Annotated in this window: 20 protein-coding genes and 1 pseudogene; 9 read left to right on the forward strand and 12 right to left on the reverse strand. The window is 54.5% G+C overall.

Going from position 1 to position 25032, the window contains the following annotated elements:
- Positions 1-261: 261 nt before the first annotated feature.
- The 3 genes from H8S59_RS08715 to H8S59_RS08725 all read left to right on the forward strand — a co-directional run bounded on the left by H8S59_RS08715 (position 262) and on the right by H8S59_RS08725 (position 5321).
- Positions 262-2247, forward strand: coding sequence for a glycoside hydrolase family 3 protein (locus tag H8S59_RS08715; RefSeq protein ID WP_187521139.1), 1986 nt, complete (start codon positions 262-264; stop codon positions 2245-2247).
- Between the two features lie 157 nt (positions 2248-2404).
- A complete protein-coding gene (locus H8S59_RS08720; RefSeq protein ID WP_246475145.1) occupies positions 2405-2881 on the forward strand; it encodes a DUF2251 domain-containing protein in 477 nt (158 codons plus the stop codon).
- 1135 nt (positions 2882-4016) lie between these two features.
- Positions 4017-5321 (forward strand): tyrosine-type recombinase/integrase, encoded by a 1305-nt coding sequence (locus H8S59_RS08725; RefSeq protein ID WP_187521140.1) that lies wholly within the window; start codon positions 4017-4019, stop codon positions 5319-5321.
- A 356-nt stretch (positions 5322-5677) separates the two neighbouring features.
- Here the strand turns inward: H8S59_RS08725 and H8S59_RS08730 are convergent, their stop codons facing one another.
- Positions 5678-6262 carry an SMI1/KNR4 family protein gene (locus H8S59_RS08730; protein ID WP_214658252.1) on the reverse strand — a complete coding sequence of 195 codons (585 nt, stop codon included), beginning with the start codon at positions 6260-6262 and terminating at the stop codon, positions 5678-5680.
- Positions 6263-6801: 539 nt separating this feature from the next.
- Here H8S59_RS08730 and H8S59_RS08735 point away from each other — a divergent pair.
- The 3 genes from H8S59_RS08735 (at position 6802) to H8S59_RS08745 (ending at position 14753) form a co-directional block, all read left to right on the forward strand.
- Positions 6802-8004, forward strand: coding sequence for a M48 family metalloprotease (locus H8S59_RS08735; RefSeq protein ID WP_187521142.1), 1203 nt, complete (start codon positions 6802-6804; stop codon positions 8002-8004).
- Complete coding sequence (locus H8S59_RS08740; protein ID WP_187521143.1) at positions 7992-13472, forward strand: WGR domain-containing protein; 5481 nt, start codon at positions 7992-7994, stop codon at positions 13470-13472. Before H8S59_RS08735 ends, H8S59_RS08740 begins: the two co-directional genes overlap by 13 nt.
- A 219-nt stretch (positions 13473-13691) precedes the next feature.
- On the forward strand, positions 13692-14753 hold the full coding sequence (locus H8S59_RS08745) for an SDR family oxidoreductase (protein WP_187521144.1): 1062 nt from the start codon (positions 13692-13694) through the stop codon (positions 14751-14753).
- A gap of 376 nt (positions 14754-15129) precedes the next feature.
- On the opposite strand, the gene H8S59_RS08750 is transcribed toward H8S59_RS08745, so the two are convergent.
- On the reverse strand, positions 15130-15912 hold the full coding sequence (locus H8S59_RS08750; RefSeq protein WP_246475147.1) for a hypothetical protein: 783 nt from the start codon (positions 15910-15912) through the stop codon (positions 15130-15132).
- 163 nt (positions 15913-16075) lie between these two features.
- On the opposite strand from H8S59_RS08750, the gene H8S59_RS08755 reads away from it, so the two are divergent.
- Entirely contained in the window at positions 16076-16366 is a 291-nt protein-coding gene (locus H8S59_RS08755; RefSeq protein WP_187521145.1) for a DUF7660 family protein, read from the forward strand.
- Positions 16367-16610: 244 nt separating this feature from the next.
- Here the strand turns inward: H8S59_RS08755 and H8S59_RS08760 are convergent, their stop codons facing one another.
- Positions 16611-16913, reverse strand: coding sequence for a hypothetical protein (locus H8S59_RS08760; RefSeq protein ID WP_187521146.1), 303 nt, complete (start codon positions 16911-16913; stop codon positions 16611-16613).
- Positions 16914-16932: 19 nt separating this feature from the next.
- On the opposite strand from H8S59_RS08760, the pseudogene H8S59_RS08765 reads away from it, so the two are divergent.
- Positions 16933-17520 (forward strand): annotated as a pseudogene (locus H8S59_RS08765) (nitrilase-related carbon-nitrogen hydrolase); the annotation flags it as partial.
- A 301-nt stretch (positions 17521-17821) separates the two neighbouring features.
- Here H8S59_RS08765 and H8S59_RS08770 read toward each other — a convergent pair.
- The 7 genes from H8S59_RS08770 to H8S59_RS08800 all read right to left on the reverse strand — a co-directional run bounded on the left by H8S59_RS08770 (position 17822) and on the right by H8S59_RS08800 (position 22986).
- Entirely contained in the window at positions 17822-18301 is a 480-nt protein-coding gene (locus tag H8S59_RS08770; protein WP_187521147.1) for a GNAT family N-acetyltransferase, read from the reverse strand.
- A 129-nt stretch (positions 18302-18430) separates the two neighbouring features.
- Positions 18431-19195, reverse strand: coding sequence for an IclR family transcriptional regulator (locus H8S59_RS08775; RefSeq protein ID WP_095101560.1), 765 nt, complete (start codon positions 19193-19195; stop codon positions 18431-18433).
- Between the two features lie 317 nt (positions 19196-19512).
- Positions 19513-19902, reverse strand: coding sequence for a RidA family protein (locus H8S59_RS08780; RefSeq protein ID WP_187521148.1), 390 nt, complete (start codon positions 19900-19902; stop codon positions 19513-19515).
- 46 nt (positions 19903-19948) lie between these two features.
- On the reverse strand, positions 19949-20755 hold the full coding sequence (locus H8S59_RS08785) for an amino acid ABC transporter ATP-binding protein (RefSeq protein WP_187521149.1): 807 nt from the start codon (positions 20753-20755) through the stop codon (positions 19949-19951).
- Positions 20752-21414, reverse strand: coding sequence for an amino acid ABC transporter permease (locus H8S59_RS08790; RefSeq protein WP_095101564.1), 663 nt, complete (start codon positions 21412-21414; stop codon positions 20752-20754). Before H8S59_RS08790 ends, H8S59_RS08785 begins: the two co-directional genes overlap by 4 nt.
- 8 nt (positions 21415-21422) lie before the next feature.
- A complete protein-coding gene (locus H8S59_RS08795) occupies positions 21423-22085 on the reverse strand; it encodes an amino acid ABC transporter permease (RefSeq protein WP_187521150.1) in 663 nt (220 codons plus the stop codon).
- Positions 22086-22137: 52 nt separating this feature from the next.
- On the reverse strand, positions 22138-22986 hold the full coding sequence (locus tag H8S59_RS08800; protein WP_187521151.1) for a transporter substrate-binding protein: 849 nt from the start codon (positions 22984-22986) through the stop codon (positions 22138-22140).
- 658 nt (positions 22987-23644) lie between these two features.
- Here H8S59_RS08800 and H8S59_RS08805 point away from each other — a divergent pair.
- Complete coding sequence (locus tag H8S59_RS08805; protein WP_187521152.1) at positions 23645-24115, forward strand: SMI1/KNR4 family protein; 471 nt, start codon at positions 23645-23647, stop codon at positions 24113-24115.
- 217 nt (positions 24116-24332) lie between these two features.
- On the opposite strand, the gene H8S59_RS27260 is transcribed toward H8S59_RS08805, so the two are convergent.
- A complete protein-coding gene (locus H8S59_RS27260; RefSeq protein ID WP_425504567.1) occupies positions 24333-24449 on the reverse strand; it encodes a DUF6386 family protein in 117 nt (38 codons plus the stop codon).
- Between the two features lie 126 nt (positions 24450-24575).
- Positions 24576-25019, reverse strand: a complete 444-nt coding sequence (locus H8S59_RS08810) for a DUF6386 family protein (RefSeq protein WP_187521153.1) — start codon at positions 25017-25019, stop codon at positions 24576-24578.
- Between the last annotated feature and the right edge of the window lie 13 nt (positions 25020-25032).

Genomic DNA, 25032 nt, shown 5'->3' on the forward strand with positions numbered 1-25032 from the left:
ACCGCTGCAGTTCAGCTTTAGCAAAGCGCGAGCCAGGTTGATTACTTAGCCTTACGCAACGAAAGCGGATTGGATCTGAGTTTTTAACAGGCTCATGAGATGTCCGGAAATATTCCAGCAGGGGCTTTCCATAGAAAATAAATAGTGCATACACTGTAAGTGCGTTCCGATTCCGCTTTTGTAGATCGTCCATCGAGTGTCTCCAGTGGTAGCGATATTGCTGGGCCCACTGATATCTCTCGCCCAAAAACGGTCACTTACATGAAAAAATCTATTTCCAGCACAGCTGCGGTTGTGGTTGCTTCTTGCTACATGAGTGCCTGCAGCAACAGCATTGCGACCGCGCCCCATGTCATCCAGCCTGTGCTCAAGACTGTCTCCAGTCCGCTGTTGCATCAGGACGGCCAGACCTTCAAGGACCTTGATCACAATGGTGTGCTCGATGCTTATGAAGACTGGCGACTGACACCTGAAGCACGTACCAGCGACCTGGTACAGCGCATGACCCTGGAAGAAAAGATCGGCTTGATGATGCATAGCACCGCACCCTACGTAGCAACCGGTGCAGACGCCGGTTACAACCTTGCAAAGCTGTCCCCACTGATTGGTGACAAGCACATCAACCATTTCATTTCGCGCCTCAGTATCACTCCGGTCGAGATGGTCAGCAGCTATAACCAGTTACAGGGCCTGGCAGAAAAAACTCGCCTTGGCATCCCCATCAGCTTTAGCACCGATCCGCGTAATCACTTTCAGTACACCCTCGGTGCGAGTGTCAGCTCCGGCAGCTTCTCCCAGTGGCCGGAGACACTAGGGCTTGCTGCGACAGGCGACGAAAAACTGGTGGAGCGATTCGGCGACGTTGCACGGCAGGAATACCGCGCCATGGGCATTCAGATTGCCTTGTCGCCACAAGCAGACTTGGCCACGGAGCCGCGCTGGTCACGCATCAATGGCACCTTTGGTGAGGATGTCGGCTTGGTCAGCAAGATGACGGCGGCGTACATCGTCGGCTTTCAGCACGGGACCCGTGGTCTGCAACCGGATGGCGTCGCGGCAACCGTCAAGCATTGGGCTGGTTATGGCGCGGCGCACAAAGGTTTTGATGCCATGAATGCCTATGGCCGAGATCTGGCCTATAGCGCTGAGGACTTCAAGACGCAACTGAGTCCATTCAAAGCGGCATTCGCTGTGAACGCGGCAGAGACCATTCCTACCTATGGCGTGCCGCCTGAAGGAGTTACCGTCAATGGCAAGCCTTTGGAGCGGGTCGGAGCAAGTTTCAGCAAGCAAATGCTGACCGATTTGCTTCGCAACGAATATGGTTTCAAGGGCATCATCCTCACCGACTGGCTGATTACCAACAGTTGCACAGACGAATGTCTGACCGGGAGTAAACCAGGCGAGGATCCGAACAAGGCCTATCCCAAATATGGAATGCCATGGGGCGTTGAGGGGCTAACCGAAAAACAACGCTTCATCAAAGCGGTGGACGCTGGCGTCGATCAGTTTGGCGGCACGTTTAATACCGAGCCGCTCATCGAAGCAGTGAAGGAGGGCGCTCTTGCCGAGGCCCGGATCGACGAGTCAGTGTCACGATTGCTACTGCAGAAATTCCAGCTTGGCCTGTTCGAAACGCCTTATGCGGACGCCACAGAAGCCGAACGTGTTGTCGGTAATGCGCAATTCAAGGAAGAAGGACTCGAAGCACAACGTCGTTCGTTGGTCATGCTGCAGAACAAGCAAAACGTGCTTCCGCTCAAACCAGGCGCTAAGGTCTATCTGGTCGGAGTTTCGAATACTCAGGCTCAGCAGCACGGCTTGACCGTGGTATCCGCTCCGGAAGACGCCGATGTGGCGCTGGTTCGTATGAGCGCGCCGTTCGAGACCCATGCGACCTATGCGTTTGGATCGGGGCTGCACGAAGGCGATCTGGACTTCAAACAGGATAACGCCGAGTACAAAGAGCTATTGAAAATCAGTGCAAAGGTGCCCGTCGTCACGACCGTTTACCTGGATCGACCAGCTGTCCTGAGTAACGTCGCAAAGGCCAGTCATGCGCTCGTTGCAAACTTTGGGGTGAGCGATCAGGCGCTGCTTGATGTGTTGACGGGTAAGCACTCGCCAGAAGGCAAGCTGCCATTCGAGTTACCGTCGTCAATGGCCGCCGTCGAGGCACAGCAATCAGGCAAGGCGGCCGATAGCAACTCACCTTTGTATCCTGTTCATTTCGGTTTGAAGTATTAAACGGCCGCGCTGCAACAATGTGGCTGTGTTCGCGTAAGGGATAACCGGCTGACGGTCTGTGGCCTCTGGAGCGAGGCTGTGGACCAGACGCCGGTTGATTCGTGTATTAGCAGAAGCACCGCAGTAAGAATATCGATTCGTACGCATAACTTATCTTATGGCGATTAATTTATGCGGCGGTTGTCGTAACCTACAGCCTTTAATAGCCCAACAGGTGGGGATTGCCAGGATGTCAATTTATCTAGCTGCTGAAAACGAACTTAAAGTAGGCCAGGCTTTGGTGCTGGAGGCACCCGCAGCAGATGGCTCTTTCGTCGTGGTTTTTGAAGATGATGGGGACACAGGTTATTTCTACGCACTGGATACTTCGGCTGGCGACAACCCGATTCGCGACGCGTTGCATATCTACAACGTCGCTGATGTTTCTGACGGCCACAAGCCATCGGTCGTCAAAATCGGCTGGTCGATCGATCACAGCAAGGCGGTGCTCCTGATTAATGATTACCCCCATGCGGTGTTTGATTTCGCCGCCAAGCAGGGATATTGCAGATCAGGTTTTCCACCACAGATGGGCGAAGGCTGGTCCGAGAGCGGGCATGAATGGGATGAGAGCGTGCTCGATCTGTTTGCTTGAAACCAAACAGCGAGAAAAGAAAGCACTCCGACCAGAATACATGTAGGTACGCATATTTCGACGTTTCGCTTTTTCACAGATGCTTACGGTGAGGTCGAAACGTCTTTCAAAGATCAGCAGAAGCACCGCAGTAGGAAAACCTGTAGGTACGCATAATGTATATTATGTTAAATTAGGTATCTGCTGTCGCCATTGTTGCATCACAGTCGACTGTGAACCGTGACTCCAGCAGTCGCCGGTTACAGATAACTGGAATCCCCCTTCCAGTGATTATTGAGAGGTGAAGTCGCGAAAAGTCTTGGGGTGCCTGGTTTCACCACGTCGAATCAAAGATCGCTGGAAAGCTACAGTCAGGCAGTGACGCAGACAGTTCCTTTCTGAGCTATTCCTGGCAAGGGTCAACTGACGTTTTGTAATCAGAGATTGAGGGCGTGCACCGTTGTGATCAGCCAGCGATACGTCTAACGGGCTCTCTATCATTGCCGCTCTGCAGTGCAAGGTCGAGAAATCTACTTTGCCTGGCGGAGCGCTCCAAAGGATCTCCCGAGCTTGAGTATAGACGTCGCTCAACTCACGCCGTTTGCACCGAATGACGTTCGGGGTTCCGAGACGGATCACTTCCAGGCGCTTATCGTGGATTCTTATAGGCCCGAGATCTAAGATTCGAGAATACGCGGAAGGCTTAGGTATTCGCAGATGACAATGCCCCATGACCGTACCAGAAGCGTTATTCAGATTCGTGCATCTACAAAGCTAAGTGAAAAACTCTGATTTGCGATCTGATATCTCTAAATAGGCGTTTCGATGGCTTCGCCACTCCCCTACTTCGGAAGACGTACTCGATTCGGGGGCAGTATTGCGGAATTGTAAGCAGTGCAGATCCCGCCAATCCGACGCGGGAAGCCGTCATGTCAGTGAAATCCCCCAATTTTCTCGTCGAGCGTGGTTTTCAAGCAGGATCCAGCACTCAAACCCAAAGGGTCTGAATGATTCATGCGGTTTTTGAAATCCATGCGTTTCGGGAGGGTATGATCCATCCATGCAATATCCGATAACTGTCAGACCCGGATATTGCATAAGGCTACTTTCTATAGGATCATTGGTACCCATTCCTATAAACCCGCTAAGTCAACCTATGTCCGTTCCGACAATGCCGCATCCCCTTTTTGAAACCTATGCGCGCTTCGGAGAACTGAACTTTAGCTCGCTCAAGGCAGAGCTGCCGTGTGTCACCCACTACCTAATGGCGTTCCCCGTAGAACTCCAAGCTGTCGAAGGCTATCGGGCTGTCCGCAGTTTTTTGAAATCCTACGCGGGAAATGAGTCCACCTTCAATTCCTATAGGACTCATGTTGAGCGATTACTCCTGTGGGCACTCATTAAATCGAGGGTTCCACTACTGGAGATGCGCCGTACACATGCGGAAGAATTTCTGGAGTTCTGCCTGGCGCCTGATCCCGCGTGGGTAAAGCCGATAGTCAAATCCAGATTCGTACGAGTAGGCAGCCGCAAAAAACTCGCTTCTGATACCTATAGCGTCAACCCAGACTGGAGTCCTTTCAGTCAGTCTGTTTCCAAGGAGGAGCGGAAGCGCGCCAAAGAAGAGAATCGCCCTCTCCTTCAGGAACACTACAAACCGGCACAAGGCTCGATCGCGCAAATATTCGCCGTCTGCGGCAGTTTTTTTCAACATGCCATTGATGAGGGTTTCTGTGAGCACAACCCGTTCAGAGCGGTGAAACAGAAGAGCAAGTACAAGCAGCGAACAACGGGCGAGCATGAGAGCCGTATCCTGACCTCGCTGCAGTGGGACTTTGTTCTGGAGACGGCTGAGCAACTGGCTACGCAGAACCCTAAGTACGAAAGAACCCTGTTCATCGTGGCGACTATTTTCGCTATGTACCTGCGTGTTTCCGACTTGGTTGGGAGGGAAAACTGGACGCCAAGCATGGGGGATCTACGCAAGGACGGTGCCGGCAACTGGTGGTACCACGTGGTTGGTAAAGGTAACAAAGCCGGCAAAATCAGCGTGCGGGATGATTACGTGGAGAATTACCTAAAACGTTGGCGCATATATCAAGGCCTGTCTCCCCTACCCGGCTTCAGAGAAACCAGTCCCTTAATTGCAACCCAGCGCGGACGCGCCGGTTTGTCAGATCGGCATGTCAGGTTGCTGCTGCAAGAGGTATTTGACCGCGCTCTAGAGCGTATGCAGGCAGAAAATTGGGCTGACGAGGACGTCAGTCGGCTACGTGCGGCTTCACTCCACTGGTTACGTCACACTTCGGCAACTTTCGATGCTCCATATCGAGATATGAAGGATCTTCAGGTTGATCTTCGTCATAACAGCCTAAGCACTACACAAAATGTGTACTACAACTCCGAGGATGAAAAAAGAGCTTACTCCATCAAACGTCTCCCAATGAAGGAGCGCAGTTAATAAACTATGCATGCATCGCTAGGCGGTTCTCTAAAAAATTCTAGGTTGTAGTATTGCGGTAAAGGTTGCTTTATTTAACTAGTAGCCTCGCAAAACTGCGGTTTTTAGTATTCCATGCACAGCAGTCGCCACTGTCGCATAACGTGCTGTCTTCCTTGCGGTGCAGCAATGAACTCCGCTTTCGTAGTCGGATAGCCTATATATTCACCGTTCTCGAAGCACTCTGGAGGTAAGCTCGCTATGTCCTGCTCCGATGCATCGTCCATACCTAAATTATTGCGCACATGTCCCAAGGTGTAGCGAGGCCAAACGTGTGGCAGCGTTGCAGCGACACTCCTTACGACTTCGGAACAGGGTTATGAAAACCTAATAAATTTCTCATGTTGCCTTAAGGCGGCTTTATACTTAATAGGGTTCACATTTTCTAAGATGATCACGCCTTTGCTTCCCAGCTTTTTAGCCAACGCCGTTATTGAACAATCCAAACCTAAATCTCTTTTTACTCCAAGCACATCAGACGCTTGAGGTTTTATTTCTGCAACTGAAACTATATCACCCAGTTCGCTGCCTACGCTTTCATCGCTTATCACATGTTCAGCAAGCTTTTCAATAGATTCAAAAATTTCAGCATTTTCAATGAACGGATCTCCAGAATCCAAAAAATAAAACTGCTTCGAACCTTCCTTCGGTATCAATATTAGTTTCCCTCCGGAGTCATCACCTATCAATACGTGGTTAGGAAAGTTTTTATCTGCCTCATATGTCTTGTTGCGCTCTGTAATTTGGTCGGTAGCATATATTAAGATTCGATCTGCAATCATTGCGCCATTGCACTCAGACCAAAATGGTCTCAGCCAATGACGGGAAGACACTCCTAATTCTTTACACGTAGAATCCACTTCATCTGCATTCGCAGGAGGACTCTTTTCAGTAAAATTCACCACTATTCGAACGCTCCTGGAGAATCAAAATATTTGCATGATCTACTTTTAGTTTTCTTTATAAGGGATAGATCTCACGCAGGTACCTGCATAACGATTCAACGTTAAATCATCCCGAACAACTTCACCAGCAGCAGTGTGAGATGGGGTACCCGTAGCGTAGGGACGGCAGTTTCCTCCCACCCCGCTCAGGTCCGTGCACGCGGCTTTCCCGCATACGGCTCCAGTCTTGGGTTCGTAACGGGAAGCGATCCTTGGCTATCTCGGGATAGATTGGACGATCAACTCGGCCTTGGTACCTGACGCTATTCCGGAGTTCACAAGCTGTCGCAAGCACATCAGAGTCAGATGTTCACGACCAAACAGCAACGCTGCTCATTTTTTCACTGAACGGAAACATTCACTTTCACAAGTATTTTCCCCTCCCCATAGGTATGCTCCGCGTTTATTACCGATCACTGATACCGGGATGCCAACCCAAGTCTCTGCTGCACAACCGCAGGATATGGAGCCGTATCCTCTCAAGGACGTTGAACACAATGAGTACCCCCGCGCTGGACATCAGCAGCCTGACGCCACTGCCGTACCACCAGCGTGTGGTCGACTATCTGAAAGCCCATGAGCCTGTCGTGTGGGAATGGGCCTCGTCCTTGGGCGTCCAGCAGGAGCATGCCCAGGATGTGCGAGCTCAATTGCTGCGCGACACCTATCGCCTGAGCCCCGAGACCCATCCGCAGGCCTATCAAGCCTGTGAAAAGGCGTTGCAGTGTTTGCAGATCAAGGCACCTGCAACCCTTTATCAGGCTGGCGACGGTGCGATGAATGCGAGCCTGTATTACCTGGCCGGCGAAGTGCATGTGGTGTTTTACGGCCCGATTCTTGAACGCCTTGATGCTCAGGAGTTGCTGGCATTGCTCGGGCATGAGCTGGCTCATTACCGCTTATGGTCAGAGCACAGTAGCGACTTTTTAACTGCCGAGCGGATTCTCAATCATGCCATGGCCGATGTGAATACGCCGGCCAGCCTGGAACAGACCGCACGTCTATATAGCCTTCACACTGAAATCTATGCCGACCGCGGTGCCGCCTTGGTTGCCAGTGGTCCAGAAGCGTCGATTACATCGCTGGTGAAGATTCACACCGGGATTGTCAGCGTTGATGCTGCCAGCTACCTGACGCAGGCCCGCGAGCTGGATGGCAAGGATGCACAGTTATCCCAGGCCATTTCCCATCCGGAGACGTTTCTACGCGCTCAAGCAGTGGACAGCTGGTGGCAACAACTCCCGGATACGGATAACTGGCTGGATCGCCGGTTGCGCGGGCCGTTGTCGCTCAATCGCCTGGACGTGACCGATCAGGTCGAGCTGACCGCCCTCACCCGCAGCTTTATTGCCCATTTCATCAGCACGTCCGTGTTGCAATCGGAGGTTGTGCTCAATCAGGTGCGCGGTTTCTTTCCCGACTGGAGTGACAACGAAACGCCACTCGACCTAGCGACGCTGAATGCCGAGCGTATCGACACAAGCATCCATGAATACCTGCACTTCATCATGCTCGACCTGAGCCTGGTGGACCGCGACCTGCGGGATGAAGCCCTCCTGCACGCCGCGCGCACCGCCAGGAAACTCGGCAGCGCCGATGACTTTATCAAAGTGCTTAAGCGCGATATCAAATTACCAAAACGTGAGCTCGACCCGATCGTTCGTACGCTCAAAGCGGAGGTCGACACATGGACTCAGTAATCCAACCCGTCACATTCACTCAATTACTGAGTAGCCACGATGGCGCTGCCGTGCCCATCGACGATGTGTTGTTCCTGGCACTACCGCTGTTACGCCAGGTGGCGCAACTGCATGAACTGGGACGTGTCGCCCAGCTCAGTTATCTCGATGTGATGCAGGGGCCGGAACGCACGCTGCAACTGCGCAATCCCGAGGGTGTCCCTCCGCGACTTGCGCTGGAAGCGATCAAGCAGGTGCAACCCAATCCGGAATCGGCGCTTAACATCGTCGGCAAAGTCCGCCTGATTCGGGATTCGGAAAGCGGCGTGGCCATTACCGACCTGCAAGTCCAGGAAGATCTGCATCAACCCATCGACCACCCGGTGTTCCTCCCGGAACTGCACAGTTGGGAACATCGGCTCGGGCACCACGATGAGATCACCGACATCTTCCAGCTCGGCCAGTTGCTGGCGTGCCTGGCGTGCGGGCTGGATTTCGCCGATATCAATGATCTCAAGACGTTTGCCCGGAACCGTCGCAATCTGTTCCAGCTCAATGGCCGGCTCAACCCGGTCCTGGCCAACCTGATCGTCGAGATGACTGAGCTCAACCGCCATGAGCGCGCCACTGATGTCGGCTCGTTGGCACGCCGCCTGGAGTCCTGGCGCGAACAGCCGGCCAGCCTGGATGTCGAGCGCGTGTTGGCGCAGGCAGAAGGTCCGGCTTCGCGGCGCACGGTGGTGCTGGAACATCTGCGCAACCGGTTGTTTGACCTTTCTCGCCGTAATCGCCTGCTGTATTTCCGGCCGACCCAGGCCAACGTCAACTTTACCGTGGCCAGTGTTCCGTTGGTGATGCGTATTGAAAGTATCCGGCCCGAAGCGCTGTGTACTTGGCAGCCCACCGTCGGCGGATTCTCCGAACAAGTGCTGAGCGGTAAACCTGTCGGCCTGCAGCAATGGCTACGGTTCGAAGACCAGAGCTGGCTGCAGGCGTCGCTGGAGCGCATCATCCAGGAAACCCGCCGCGACCGGGCCGAATTCGGCTTCAGTAACCTTCGCCTGGTGGTGGCGTTCATGCGCTGGCACAACCTCAAGGACACGCCGGAAGAACGCATCGTGACCCCGTTGCTGTGGCTGCCGGTCGAATTGAGTCGCAAAAAAGGGGTACGTGACCAGTTCGTGTTGCAGTGTGACGAAACCGAGGCCGAATTCAACCCGGTACTGCGTCATCAATTGCGTCAGCTCTACGACATCCAGTTGCCGGAAACCGTCGACCTGCAAAAGACTTCGCTGGAAGACATCCACGCCGATATTGCGCGCCAGATCAAAGTGACCGAGCCCGGCGTCGAGTTACGCCTGCAAAGCAAACCGCAAATCGAACTGATCCACCAAAAAGCCGTGCAGCATCTGCACCACTTCCAGCGCCGTCGTGCCCGCCAGCGCATGTCGACGCCTTTGGTGAAGCCGGACTTCAGCTACGACCGCGAAGATTTTCGACCGCTGGGCCTGCAGTTGTTCCAGCAGAAGGTGCTACCCAGCGAGTTGCCCCTACGCCTGGCCGTAGGTGCCAAACCCGTTCTGCGCAACCAACACCCTCAGATGGTCGCCAGCAGCGCGGAAAACAGCACCTTCGCCATGCCCGAAAACCAAGGGCATCGCTACGCCTGGGACATAGACCTGACCCAGGTGACACTGGCCAACTTCAATTATCGCAAGATGTCGCTGGTGCGTGACTATGCACAGTTGATCGACGAACCAGCGCAGAACGAAGCGTTTGACCGCATGTTCTCCATAGAGCCACGGGACGTCGAGGTCCAGGGCCCCGACCCTATCCCGTTGCCCGAACAATGGAACGTGGTGGCGGGCGACGCCACGCAGAATGCTGCCGTCAGTCTGGCCCGTACCGGGCGTAACTTTATCATTCAGGGACCGCCAGGCACCGGTAAATCCCAGACCATCACTAACCTGATCGCGGACTACGCCGGTCGCGGCCTGCGAGTGCTGTTTGTCTGTGAAAAACGTGCAGCGCTGGACGTGGTGTTCCATCGCCTTCAACAAAGTGAACTGGGTGAGTTGTGCTGCCTGATCCACGATTCCCAGACCGACAAGAAGGCCTTCGTGGGCAACTTGCGCGAGTGCTATGAGCGCTGGATCGCCGGTGATGCGCAGTCGTCGCAGTTGCAAGCACGGCGCGACACGTTACTGTCTGACCTGAGCCAACAGTTGGGCTTGATAGAGCGGTTTGAACAGGCAATGCGTGGGTTGTCGGAGCCTTTGGCATGCTCGGTACGCGAGTTGGTACGTCATTTGATCGAACTGCCGCCCGTTGCTGCCAAACTGCCCCCCGAAGCCTTGGAACGTTTACCCGAGTGGCGTCATTGGCAAGCACAAAGCGAGCTGACCGGTCGCGTGTATCAGGCGATGATAGAACGTTTCGGCCTCGACAGCTTCGCACGTCATCCTTTCAGCCATTTGGCCTCAAGTCTGATTACCCACGAACATGCGTACGGCCAACTCAAGGCATTCCTGGATGAAGCCAGCGGGCTGATGGACAGCGTTGAGCAATTCCTGGAGTCCTCGTCGAGCCTGTTGTCCGGGGACACCCGCTTGGCGGATGCGTGCGTGCTGACCCTGGCCGCCGAACAATTGACCAGCGCCAACCTGGCAACGCACCTCGACCTGCTGGAACCGGGCTCATCCGGCGCCCAAGCACTGCACGCCGAGCAGGCGGCGTTGCAAGCACTCGCCGTACAGCAACACAACGCTCGTGAAGCCACCCACCACTGGCGTGAAAAACTCGCACCCCAGGACACCCAGGCTGCCATCGATCTGGTAAAGCGGCTGGAAGGCTCGCTGCTGCGTTGGCTGCAACCCGCCTGGTGGCGGCTGCGCGGTGAATTGCAACGACGCTACGACTTCAGTCAGCACGCGATTCGACCCAGCTTCCGGAGCGTGCTAGACAATCTGGCCGGCGAGCATCGCGCCACTACCGAGCTGCACGCCGAGCAACAACGTTTGCAAGACAGCTATGGCATCCCGGATATCGATCTGTTCGTGCACAATCTGCAAGCCTTGCTCCAGCAACTGAGCGCATCACCGTTGTTGCGCCAATGGGTTGAGGGCCTGCGCGGCAATAAGGACGCCCTGTCCGGTGTACGCCAGGAAGCCAGCCTGCGCCAGCCGTTAGCGCGCTTGACCGAACTGGTCGCGCAACATTGTGTGTTCGGCCCGGCGCTTAGCCTGAGCGAATTGGCCGAGTACCTGCGCGATCTGCGTGAAGAACTCGACGAACTGCCAGATACCCTGCCCCTGCTCAATGAGCTGCACCAGGCCGATCCTGTCTGTCTGGCGGTTGTGCAACAGTACGCCTTGGCGCAACGCGCACTGGACGGTTTGATTGCCCAGGAAAACCTGACCCGCCTGTACCGCGCCAATCCGCAGCTGGCGCGCTTCGACGGCCCGGCCTTGGGTTTGGCCGCGCGCCGGGTCAGCCAGGCTGAATGCAACCTGCTCAAAAGCAATGCCCACGTGCTTGGCGCCACGTTGCACCAGCGTTTTCTGGAGCATGTGAAGCAATCGGCGATGTCGGTGACTCAACTCGACGCCCAGGCCCGTGAGTTCAAGAAATCCTACTCAAAAGGCCGCCGTGAGCTGGAACATGAGCTGGGCAAGACCATGCGCTATCGCTCCATTCGCGAAATGGCGAGTGGCGACAGTGGCCGCGTGATCAACGACCTCAAGCCTATCTGGTTGATGAGCCCGCTGTCGGTGTCCGACACTTTGCCGTTGACACCGGACCTGTTTGACGTGGTGATTTTCGACGAAGCCAGTCAGATCCCCAGCGAAGAAGCCGTGCCTGCACTGAGCCGTGCGCAGCAGGTGATTGTGGTCGGTGATGAGATGCAATTACCACCGACCAACTTCTTCTCCAGCGCCGGCGACAAGGACGATAACGAACTGATTGCCATGGAGGATGGAGAACAGATCGCAATCAACCTTGATGCCGACAGCCTGCTGAGCCAGGCCGCACGAAACTTGCCGGCAACCCTCCTGGCCTGGCACTACCGCAGTCGTCACGAAGCCTTGATCAGCTTTTCCAACGCGGCGTTCTATGAAGGGCGGTTGATCACCATTCCCGACCGTCGTATCGAGCGCCCTGCCCCGGCCCAACCCCCGCTGGACTCCACGGACGCCCAGGCAGTCATCCGGGGCGCCGACACGCTGCTCGACAGCCCTATCAGCTTCTTGAAGATGAGCGACGGTGTCTACCTAAGCCGCAGCAACCTGGCCGAAGCCGGTTATATCGCCAACCTGGTACGTGAGCTGCTGCAACGCGAGACGGGTCTGAGCCTGGGTATCGTGGCCTTTTCCGAGGCCCAGCAAGGCGCCATCGAGCAGGCCCTGGAAGACCTGGCCAGCGGCGACTCGGCCTTTGCCACGCGGCTTGAGCGCGAATACGTGCGTGAAGATGCCGGACAATTCAATGGTCTGTTCGTCAAGAACCTGGAGAACGTCCAGGGGGATGAGCGTGATGTGATCATCTTGAGCATCTGCTACGCGCCAGGACCGAACGGCAAGATGCTGATGAACTTTGGCCCAATCAACCAGCGTGGTGGGGAAAAACGCCTTAATGTGATCTTCAGTCGCGCCCGCAAGCGCATGGCGATTGTCTCCAGCATTGAGTCCGAAGCCATCACCAACACCCACAACGATGGTGCCGCCGCACTGCGTGCGTTTCTGCAGTTCGCCCAAGCCAGTGCCAGCGGGGATGCGCCGCGCTCTCAGGGCATCCTCGCAAACCTCAATCCAGGCGCCAAGCAGTCCTTTGCCGTCAGCCTGCCCAAGGACCACCTGCGCGGCGCCCTCGCTGCCGCGTTGCGAAAACGCGGGCATTCGGTTCAGGAGTATGTAGGACGTTCGCAGTTCCGTTGCGACCTCGCGATCAGCGACGGCAGTGGTGAACACTTCAACCTAGGCGTACTGCTGGACAGTGATTCGGCGGCCGCCGCTGACGTACGTGAGCGCTACATTTTCCGTCCGACGGTACTGCGCAGCTTCGGTTGGAAGATTATCGACGTGCTCAGTAATGACTGGCTGCGCGACCAGGAAGAGGTACTGAATCGAATCGAAGCGTTACTAAGAGGCGAGGAAGCCGCCGGACTTCCAGAACTGGAGCAGTTAGAGGAACCCATCGAGGTCCAAGCCGAGCCACCAGTCACCTCTGAAGCGACTCCCTTGATGCGCGAGTTCACCTTTGGCGAAGGCAATTCCAACAAGTTCTGGCGTATCGGCGTCACCGAGGCTGAGGTAGTGGTGAATTTCGGCCGTATCGGCACCAAGGGCCAGACATTGATCAAGTCCCTCGACAGTCCCGAACGCGCTTTGCGTGAAGCGGAAAAGCTGATCGCAGAGAAACTGCGCAAAGGGTATCAAGAGCAGGCAGGTTCAATCACCACGGGGGGAGCTCAGTCGGTCCAGCATGAATGAGTCAAGCGCGTCCAATCTGAACGCGCTGCCGCGGCCTGAAGAAAGACTCGGTCCCATAGAGACCGGTCTCTCATGGACATCAATTTGTAAACGTTCGGCTCCACAACTTGAGCAAGGCGACAGGCATAGAGATATAAACCGCTACCGCCAATGCGAATCCGTTTTAGGTTGAACCTCTGTTGCCTGGAGGACTCCCAAACCTAAATCCAGGAGAAAACTATGACCCAGACAGCTTTGGTTGTGGGCGCCAGCGGCATTGTCGGCAGCGCCATCACGCAGTTACTGATTGACAACAACTGGCAGGTCGCCGCGTTATCGAGGAACCCGTCGCAAGTGCAAGGCGTGATCCCTGTCGCGGCAGATCTTCAGGATCCTGCTTCGCTGGAACACGCGCTGGCGGATTTGAAGCCTACTCATGTGTTCATTACCACATGGTCGCGGCAAGCCACGGAAGCAGAGAACATTCGCGTTAATGCCGCCATGGTACGCAACGTACTGGCCGCGATTCGCCCAGCAAAGAGCGTTAAGCACGTAGCACTGGTTACCGGGCTGAAACACTACCTCGGCCCATTCGAAGCGTATGGGAAAGGTAGCCTTCCGCAAACACCGTTCCGCGAGGAGCAGGGTCGGCTGGATGTGGAAAATTTCTACTACGCTCAAGAAGACGAACTCTTTGCCGCGGCAGAGAAGGACGGCTTCACGTGGAGTGTTCATCGACCGCACACCGTCACCGGGGTTGCCGTAGGCAATGCGATGAACATGGCAACCACCCTTGCCGTCTATGCCTCGATTTGCAAAAAAACCAATCGCCCTTTTGTGTTTCCCGGATCAAGAGTTCAGTGGGACAGCCTCACGGATATGACGGATGCACGGCAGTTGGCGAAGCAACAACTGTGGGCGGCCACTACGTCGGCTGCGGCCAATCAGGCATTTAATATCACTAATGGCGATGTGTTCCGCTGGAAATGGATGTGGAGCAGGATCGCCGAATACTTCGACTTGTCTGCTGCCGATTATCCCGCTTCACTTTCTCCCCTTGAGGAGCAGATGGCTGATGACCAGGCCGTGTGGACGCAATTAGTCGCCGAGCACGACCTGAAGGAATCCGATATTGGTCGCCTGATATCCCCATGGCATACCGATGCGGACCTTGGTCGTCCCATCGAAGTTGTAACGGACATGTCGAAAAGCCGTGCATTGGGTTTCACCGCTCACCAGGCAAGTGATCAAGCATTTTTTGACGTGTTCGACAAACTACGCGAGATGCGTTTGATACCTTAGGGTGTTTCAAAGCGCATAGGCTCAGATGATTCTGCTGCTTTCTATATGGAAGGTCACCTCAAGCGTGCACAGGGAAGTCCGCTTGAGGAACGGTCGCTTTCAAATATCGCCTCTCGCATGCCTCGGCGGTGCTCGTGATCGATAGCGTTAATTGATGCTTAACCAGTAGCGCAACTCGATGGGCATGACTCGTACGAATGCGCACATCGGCTAGCCAACAGAGGTAAGTCATTCAGATCTTGCCCGACTCAGTGGCACCACCGTCGGGAGCCGACTACGGCGTGAAAAACAATTGCCCTCCTGCGAGGCAGCCAAACGCCATGGATCTCGCAAAAGTTCTGGTACCTATTCACCGGGCTTTTGCTGCGCACGGAGCTCATTCCACGTAGCGGAGCCACAGATACGTGCGACCGCAGACTGCCTGTGCAACTGCGGAAGTGCGTGCTTTCAGGTCTTCTTGGCTAGTGTTGTAGAGCGTACAAAAGTCTTTGGCTACGATGTTAGCAAGGGCGGCATCAGGCGGCTCAGCGCGGATGAAGCCGATGTAAGAAGCACCTACACCCATCAACTCATAGCCATCCGCTTCGGAGAGATGGCGCGCAACCGCAAAGTTTTTCGCAGGGTCCAGGTCTGAAGTGAAATAGCCATTCGGAAAAGCCGCGAGTGCGTAGAAGGACTGCTGAACGGGAACCAGGAGAGCTGAAAGGGGTTGCTCTAGAAGAGAGACAGGATTGTCCTGGTAACAGATCCACTCTTGAAGGGCCGGCTCGTCAAGCGTCAAACCATGAGCGCAAGCGTCTTCGAATGACGTGGCTGCAACCAGCTTTGTGAAATTGCGCAAACAGATTGCGAACTCCGCTTTCGTAGTCGGATAGCCAATATATTCACCGTTCTCGAAGCACTCTGGAGGTAAGCCCGCTATGTCCTGCTCCGATGCATCGTCCATCCCTAAATTGTTGCGCACATGTCCCGAGGTGTAGCGGGCCTGGTGCAGATCATCGAGCGAGAACAAAGGTTTAAAACCCGGGTGCAACTCTTCAATCTTACGACGAGCTTCGGCCAGATCGTCAAAGCTGGTAACCCCGTCCACACCGTACTCATCGCATGTACCTAAAGACGGGTTGTCACGCATGCCATTGCCGCGAAATTCGAGATCCATAAAAGGTGACCTGCTCCATGTCGCTACTGAATTGAATGAGTAATTCTATGCGTTCTAAGATCATCATATGAAGAGCTGCTTGAAGACGACAATAGAACCTGGTTTGACTACCCTGCCGCATGCGATACACACTGAGCAATTCGCCCCCCCCGAGGTAATGTTGATGCCTGTAGACCTTGATGAACTGTTGGAACGTGTTCACGACGAACAATCGTTTTTAGCCTTCATTGAGGCGCTTGGTACTGACTTTGCCCAAGAGCGTAAATTGAATACCACACGCTCCCCCTACGAAGCTGGAGCATACGGCTGGGAAAACGGCACCATCGATTCGTTTCTAGAATCAGCTTCCGCTTGGGCAATCGACAGTAATAAGTGCTCGCCCCGAACTGTAGCGGGATCAAACGTGTGGCAGCGTTGCGCAGCGATTTTGCTGGCTGGTAAGTTTTATGAATGAGTACATAACGTCTTTGGGCAATGCACCACCAAGAGCCTCTTTTTCATAGCTGTCGTCACTGATCTGGCTGTCAAACTGATCGTTTTTTGCTGTCTAACAGCAAGCTTTCGCTGAGCGCGCTTTCCAAGGTTACACTGGCGCTTACATCTGACATATTTTATCGAAGAGTAGCTTCCTCTTAAGCGAGGTAGCGTCAAGATAAACTTTTAAAATCATCATGCTCCAAGCGTTAAAATTAAGAAGCTTATGAAAATCTAATAAGTTTTTCATATTGTTTTAAGGCGGATTTATACTTGATTGGGTTCACATGTTTTAAGATGATCACGCCTTTGCTTCCCAGTTTTTTAGCCAGCGCTGTTATTGAGCATCCCAAGCCCAAGTCTCTTTTTATTCCAAGCACATCAGACGCTTGAGGTTTTATTTCCGCGGCTGAAACTATGTCACTCAGGTCGCTGCCTAGACCTTCATCGCCTACCACATGCTCAACCAGCTTTTCAATAGACTCAAAAATTTCAGCGTGTTCAATGAACGGATCTCCAGAATCCAAAAAATAGTATTGTTCGCGGGTTCATATCGGGGCCGATGGCGTGATTGGTTCAGTGCATCGCAAGTTGATGCCGACCTATGAAGAACGCCTGACATGGTCGCCGGGGGACGGGCATGGTTTGCAAGTCCACCCGGTCGGGTCGTTTACCGTTGGCGGTCTCAACTGCTTTGAAAACTGGATGCCCCTGTCGCGTGCCGCACTGTATGCCCAAGGCGAAGATCTGCATGTCGCTCTATGGCCCGGCAACCTGCGCAATACCGACGACATCACTCGCTTCATTGCCAAAGAGGGGCGTTGCTTCACGATCTCGGTATCGGCGCTGATGCGGCGCGAAGATTTTCCATCTGATACGCCGCACCTGGACTTGATCCTCGCAAATTGCCCAGAGATCCTCGCAAACGGCGGCTCATGTATTGCTGCACCAAATGGTGACTGGGTCATTCCACCCGCCGTCGGCGAAGAGTGCCTGTTGGTCGCGACGCTCGACCGCAATGAAGTGCGCCGTGAGCGGCAGAATCTTGATCAGGTTGGGCATTATTCCCGGCCAGACGTGACGCGACTTGTCGTAGACCGGCGCCGTCAAAATGTTGTGACATTTGAAGATTGATGTAGCTAAACGAGTAGTCGGGTTGCCTGCTTTTTAAGTGACACTCTGTTAATACCCCCCACAAGAAAAGCCCGCCTTAGCGGGCTTTTTTGCGACCGCAAAAAACACAGACTTAGGGGCTAGCCTACCCGATTACAGCTATAAGGGTGAGCATCCACTGAAGTTACGTATCTGAGCATTGCGATTTTCGTCAGGAATGTCATGAAACAAAAACCGGTTAGTCGAATTAGTCTAAGGTCAAGATTTTACTTAAGGGCCTGCACGCGGGTATCGCCCAGAGATGAACAGCTTACGCCGATAATCAGGCTTTGCCGATTTCAACTTTTTTATGCATATCGAGGAGCATCTCACCCACGCGACTGGGATGCGGCCGCTCATCTTTCCGGATAAAACCATAATGCTCGTACAGCGCGATGTTTCTTAACATACGGCTGTTTGTGTATAAACGGATTTCACGCAGGCGCTTCGCCGCAGCACAACTTTCGGCGTGAGCCAGCAACTCTTTGCCCAGCCCTCTATTCTGATACTGCGGACTGACTGCAACGCTATATACCATAAGGAAGCTATCGCCTTCCTCGACGACCAGCACACCAGCTGCTACTCCTTCCACCTCGGCAATCCAGACATCGCCGTTTAGAATACGGTCGGTGTAATCTTCTTGAGCGGGTAAAGGGATTGCTCCAATAACTCCCTCATATGCAGGAATGTAGGCACTAGCGCTTATGGCGCGGACTAATTCGGCGTCATCAACTGTTGCTAATCGAGAGGTAGATAGTTGCATAGCGTTAGTCCAGATTCTGATTCAGCCGCAGATTATATGCGGCCGTTGAAGTCACTTGCTTGGGGCGAGCATCCCGTGATGCGCAAGCAGTTGCTCGAGCTCACTCGCCCGCTGCGCAGGCAGCCGCGGTTACTCGTTGATACGCCGGGCAAGGCTATTGGCGCTGTCGATCAGAACACGGCGATAGTCGTTGTAATTGCTCTTCGCATCAGCACGTGGTGCGACGATGCACAAGGTCGCAATGGCAATGCCGTTCGGGTCTTTGACCGGCGCGGCGAAGCAGTGGGTGAAGGTGTCGGCGACGCTATCGAAGGAGAAAAAGCCATCGATAGCGGCTTGACGGATTTCACCCAGGAAATGTTCCAGCGGCAAACGCTCACCCGTGGGCAGGATGAAGTCGTCGGGGTCTATCAGATCGATGATTGCCTGGTCGCTCAAATGCGCCAGCAACAGACGCCCGGACGCGGTCCACGGGATCGGGGCGTTCTCACCGATGTCCGAGGAGATGCGAAAATGCCGCTCGCCCTCTTTCATAAGGGCTACCGTGTATTTGCGCCCGTTGAGCAGGCACATCTGCGCGGTTTCACGGGTCTGGCTGACGATTTCCTGCAGGGCATTATCGGCCTCGCGGGTCAGGTCGAAATGACGCAGATGCGCTTGTCCGAGGAAGTAAAGCTGACGACCGAGGTAGACGTGACCGTCCTTGCCAACCGGTTCCAGAATGCGCCGCTCCAGCAGCGAGGCCACCAGTTCGTAGACAGTGGATTTGGGGCTGCCGATGCCGCTTGCGATTTCATTCGGACGCAACGGTTTGCCGATTTCCTTGAGGAAATCGAGAATATCGAACGCCCGGTCCAGACCGCGTGCCCGGCGCTTGATGGTGTCTTCGGTCATATCAGTGTTTCCCAATCAAATCCGCCTTGTAAAAGTCCTTACACCGCGCTGTCTCGTTGCAAACACAGTCCATGTGGGAGCGGTGCTTGCCCGCGATGAAGGCGACGCGGCCTGAAGGATACAACGTGGTGTTCTTGTCGTCGGAGTGCCGCCCAGACCAGGCACCGCTCCCACATAGAAATCGCATGTAGTCAGTAACTTATTTTTTTGATAGGAGCTGCCGCGGGCTGTGTTCTTTTGATAACGCCGTTGGGGCATGTCCAAAAACGCCAAAAGATCGCAGCCTTTGGCAGCTCCGACAAGAGCGAACACAGTGTTCAGGCCTTTTTCTTGTAAGCGATGCAGTCGATCTCAACCTTGCAATCGACCATCATGTTCGCCTGCACACAGGCCCGCGCCGGTGCATTCTCGCTTTTAAAGTACTCCGAGAACACCTTGTTGAAACTCGTGAAATCCCGCGGGTCTTCCAACCACACCCCGGCACGCACCACATCTTCGAGACCATAACCAGCCTCCTCAAGAATCGCGACCAGGTTCTTCATAGTCTGATGGGTCTGCTCGACGATACCGCCCACAATGATCTCGCCCTCCACCGCCGGCACCTGGCCAGAAACGTGCAGCCAGCCATCGGCTTCAACGGCGCGGGCAAAAGGACGAGGCGTGCCGCCAGCGGCGGTGCTGCCCGTACCGTAACGAGTAATGCTCATGAACGTTTCTCCTGTTTAAAATGTGAAAGCTTCCAGTTTTAAAAAATCAGAACCGCGTGTTCTTGAGAAACTCGGCCAGACGCGGTGATTGCGGGCGTTCGAACAACTCCTTGGGTGGCCCCTGCTCTTCGATACGGCCCTGGTTCATGAAAACGATCTTGTCCGACACCTCGAAAGCGAAGCGCATTTCGTGGGTCACGAGCAGCATGGTCATGCCCTCCTCTGCCAGGCCCTTGATCACGCTCAGCACTTCACCGACCAGTTCCGGGTCAAGGGCCGAGGTCACTTCGTCGAACAGCATCAGGCTCGGGTTCATCGCAATAGCCCGGGCGATCGCCACACGCTGTTGCTGGCCGCCGGAAAGCTGGCCGGGAAAGTGATCGCGGCGCTCCAGGAGGCCGACGCGTTCCAGCCACTTTTCGGCCAGGGCCACGGCTTGGTCCTTGTGCAGTTTCTTGACCTTCAACAGACCCAGCGTGACGTTTTGCAACGCCGTCAGGTGAGGGAACAGGTTGAACTGCTGAAACGCCATGCCGGTCATCGCGCGATGCCGGGCAATGACTTTATCCGGATGCCGAACGCGCTTGCCGTTGACTTCGTCATAGCCGATGGACTCGCCATCGAGCACGATCTGCCCGCCCTGAAACTCTTCAAGCATGTTCACGCAGCGCAGCAGCGTGGTCTTGCCCGAGCCGCTGGAACCGATCAGCGTCACCACGTTGCCGCGTTGCATGGTCAGGTCGACGCCCTTGAGTACCTCGAGCTTGCCGTATTGTTTATGCAGACCGCGAATGTCCAGCAGCGCCTGGCGGTGTTGAGGATCTTTTGCGTTAGAGAGCGAAGATTGAGTCATGGCAAGGCCACCCGCTTTTCAATGTGCCGGCCGAGTAATTCGATGGCGTAGTTGATGACGAAAAACAGAAATCCGGCGAACAGGTAAAACTCGAGCGTCATGAACGTCCGGGCGATGATCTGCTGGGTACTTAGCAACAACTCGGCGACACCGATCACCGACAGCAGCGTTGAAGCCTTGACGATCTCGGTGGACGAGTTGACCCAGGTCGGCAAAATCTGCCGCAGCGCCTGTGGTAACAGCACGTAGCCGAGGGCTTGATAAAATGTCAGACCGATCGCCTTGCTCGCTTCCATCTGACCGTTTGGCAATGCTTGCAAGGCACCGCGCACAATCTCGGCGACGTGGGAACCGCAGAATAGGGTCAGTCCCAATGCGCCAGCCTGGAACGCGCTGATCTGCCAGCCCAGTGTCGGCGCCATATAGAAGCAGGCCAACACCAGCACAAACACCGGCGTGCCGCGAATGATGTCCACGTAAAAACGGAACGGCGCACGCATCCAGACATTGCCGTAGGTCAGCACCAGACCGGCGACAATGCCCACCATCGTGCCCAGCAAGATCGCCAGTGCCGACACTTGCACACTGGTTAAAAAGCCTTGCCACAGTACTTCGCGGGCAACCCACAACTCATGCAACCAACTGGGGGATTCGTACATGGGGCCTCCTATCGGCGGATCGCCAGACGCTGCTCGAGATAACGCAGCACCATGGCAATGAGGTAACAGGCCGCAACATAGAGCGCTGTGGTCACCATCCAGGTTTCAATCACCCGATAGCTCTCGACATTGATCTTGCGCGCGTAATAAGTCAGCTCCGGCACGGCAATCGCCGCGGCCAGTGAAGTGTCCTTGAACAACGAAATGAAATTGTTCGACAAAGCCGGCAGCACATTGCGCAGCATCACCGGGACGGTGACGTAAGCTTTGACCTGCCATTCGCCTAGACCGATGGCAAGTCCGGCTTCACGCTGGCCCTTGGGAATGCTCAACATACCGCCACGGAACACCTCGGTCAGATACGCCCCGGCGTACAGCGACAGAGTAATGATGAACGACGGGATTTTATCCAGACGAATCCCGAGGCTCGGCAACGCGAAGTAGATCAACAGGATCAACACCAGAATCGGCGTGTTACGGACCACCGTTACATATACCGACGCCAGCACCCGCAACGCGCGATGCTTTGACAGCAAAGCAAACGCCATCATCAGCCCGATCACGCAACCAATGGCGATCGACACCAGCGCCAGCTCCAGGCCCAGTCCAAGCCCCGCCAGCAAGGTGTCGAAATCGCGCCACACAGCAGCAAAGTTCAACTGATAGTTCATGGTCAGCAGCACCTTGAACGGGGCGACTCATCACCGCCCCGCTCTCACGGGATCATTTGAATTCGACAGGGAAACCGATGGCTGGCGTAGGCAGATCCACGCCGAACCACTGCTTGAAGGACGCCGCGTAAGCCGGGAACTCAACGCCGGTCATGGCTTCATGCAAGGCGGTGTTGACGAAGTTCAGCCAGTCCTGATCGCCGCGCTTGACCGCACAGGCATAGGTTTGCGGGCTCCAGGCGTAAGGCGGGCTGCTATAGCGGCCTGGGTTCTGCACCATCAGGTATTTAACCGACGATTGATCGGTGGCCGCTGCATCGGCACGGCCGGAGTTCACGGCCTGGTACATCAAGTCCACGCTGTCGTATTGATCGACCTTGGCGCTGGGCAGCGCCTGATGCACCAGTTCTTCCGCGTACACGTTCTGCAACACCGCAACGATCACCTTGTCACCCGCCGCTTTCAGGTCTTCGATTTCCTTGTACTTGCTTTTGGCCGGCAGCAGCAGGCCGACGCCTTCGCGGTAGTAAGGCAGCGTGAACGCCACCTGCTGCGCACGGCTGGCAGTCACGGTGATGAACTGGCAGCTGATGTCCACCTTGTCAGTCAGCAGATTGGGAATCCGCGCATCGGACGACTGCACCACGTACTCGACCTTGGTCGGATCGTTGAACAAACCCTTGGCAATCATGTGCCCGATGTCGATATCAAAACCCTGCAACTTGCCATCCGCACCTTGAAAGTGCCACGGCGCATTGGTACTGCCCGTCCCCACGATCAATTTCCCGCGTGCCAGCACGCTATCGAGTTTACTGTCCGCCCCTTGGGCCACCCCCACGGCAGTAGCCGAAGCCGCACAGAGAAAAACACACGCTTTAAACAACGAAGGTCGGCGATGCATGGCAAGCACTCCAGGATGATTTCTATTCCGCTATAGTGGAACATGGTATGTAACAACGGAATAAGCAGCAGAAAGCGTGCCAGAGGGCATTGGGAGAATGCAGCGAGGGATTGAAAAATGTTTTGAATCAGAGGGATGGGAGAAATTGTGAAAATCGGGCTTACGCAAGTGCAAGTCGGGAACCGCTACCAATCGCTACGGTAAATGGGGCGTGTGTTCATATCGGGTGCATGTGTGCTCATTTGTGCGGCGTTCGCTGGGGTCAGATGCCGAAAGTGCGACCGACATCGCGAGCAGGCTCGGTCCTACTGCCCGAACCGACCTTAGGCCTAAAGCGGTTAGTGATCGCAAGCCTGGCAACCAGGATGCTGACAAAACCACGCGCAGCCTCGGCTTGACCACAACGATGCCTGCCAACTCAGGGCGCGGGCGCTGCGCCCACGGTTTGCAAGGACTGCGCGCTATCCCCCAAGCACAGCGCTTCGATGGCCACGCCGTAGTTATTGGGGGTACCAAACCCGCTTGCGGCAAGGTACTTGCCAAACGCCACCGGCTGGGTCAATGCAATCGGTGCAAAGCGAACTTGGCTTGCGTGACCATGCCCATGAAGGGTAAAAGCTGTAGGGAATAACGCTGACTGGACTTTTAAGAGACACGTATGAATTACTTAGATGTTATTGAATCTGAAATAAACGCAAGTGGCGAGGAATTGATAAGCGCCGGAAGCGCAGATGACAGCTTGATTTTAACTTTCGAGAAAGAAATGGGTGTAGTCTTTCCTTTATCGTACAAACTCTTTCTCAAGAGATTCGGCGCATTATCGTTCGCCGGCGACACCTATTATGGAATCACAAAAAGTGGACTGGCAGCCGACTCCATACCCAGTGTAATGTTTGCGACAATGAGCGCTCGCTCACAAGGCGACGCTGATTCTAAAATGATAGTAATCCAGTCCTCTGGATATGGCCCAATCTATTCTATAGATACGTCAATCAGCAGCGGGCCTAACGAACATCCTATAATAGAAACTGAACTATCATTCAAAAGAGAAGCTAGCAAACTGATAATATTTGAAAGCTACGAAGACTTTTTCCTGTCCACAGTTAGAAACGCTATCAAAGAGCTTTGATAGAAGCAGGCACTTACACACTGACCATCGCCAATAGTGAGAGCGACGTCATCCTGTTGCAGGACTCGCCAGTGTGGGCTTACGAGGTGTTCAGCCGATGATGCTCGAATAGAAGTAGCCAGACCTGGAATATGGACATCTCTATATCCGTACAGACCCCGGACTTTTACTCCCCTGCCCTAATACAAACGGTGCCCGATGGGAAGTATATATTTAATCAACCTGATTCATTTTCAATAGGGTCCAGAATTTTTAGAATATAGCTACGGTCATCTCCCAACCCATGAAATACGATGTTACCTTCGTTTATCTCAAGCATCTCATTCTCCGCAATGCTCTATCAGTCAGGAGAATCTGAAACGCCATGCTTAACTGCGTCTATAGGTGCGGATGTGCTCATTTGTGCGGCATCCGCTGGGGTCGGCTGCCGAGATTTAGCCAGCCCTGGAATATCGCAGTTCTATATCCGGACGGGTTCTTTTATGGCGTTCTGTTTTTCCAGCCCCGGGGTAAAGCAGAGTTCAATTACAGAGCCCTCCCTGGTGAACTTCATACTATAGTTCCCCGGGGTGAAGTTTAAGGTTTCTCCTTGTATCACATCAGAGCCATCTGGCTCGAGATCTCCCCCGGACGTGTCCTCCCCTGCCCCAATAAAAACGTTGCCCGATGGGAAGTGTATGTTTAATGACCCTGCTTCATTTTCTATGGTGTCCAGAACTTTTATCGTGTAGTTACCGTCTTCTCCCAAACCAAGAAAAACGATGTTACCTTCGTTTATCTCGATAATCTCGTCCTCCACAATGCTCCACCAGTCAGGGGAGTCTGAAACTCGATGCTTCATGGCATCGATATCAAATATTGAAATTGTTGCAGTGTCGGTGAATATGGAAAACTCTTTTAACATGCTGCGTCTCCTG

It is taken from the genome of Pseudomonas folii (assembly GCF_014357575.1).
GTDB lineage: Bacteria > Pseudomonadota > Gammaproteobacteria > Pseudomonadales > Pseudomonadaceae > Aquipseudomonas > Aquipseudomonas folii.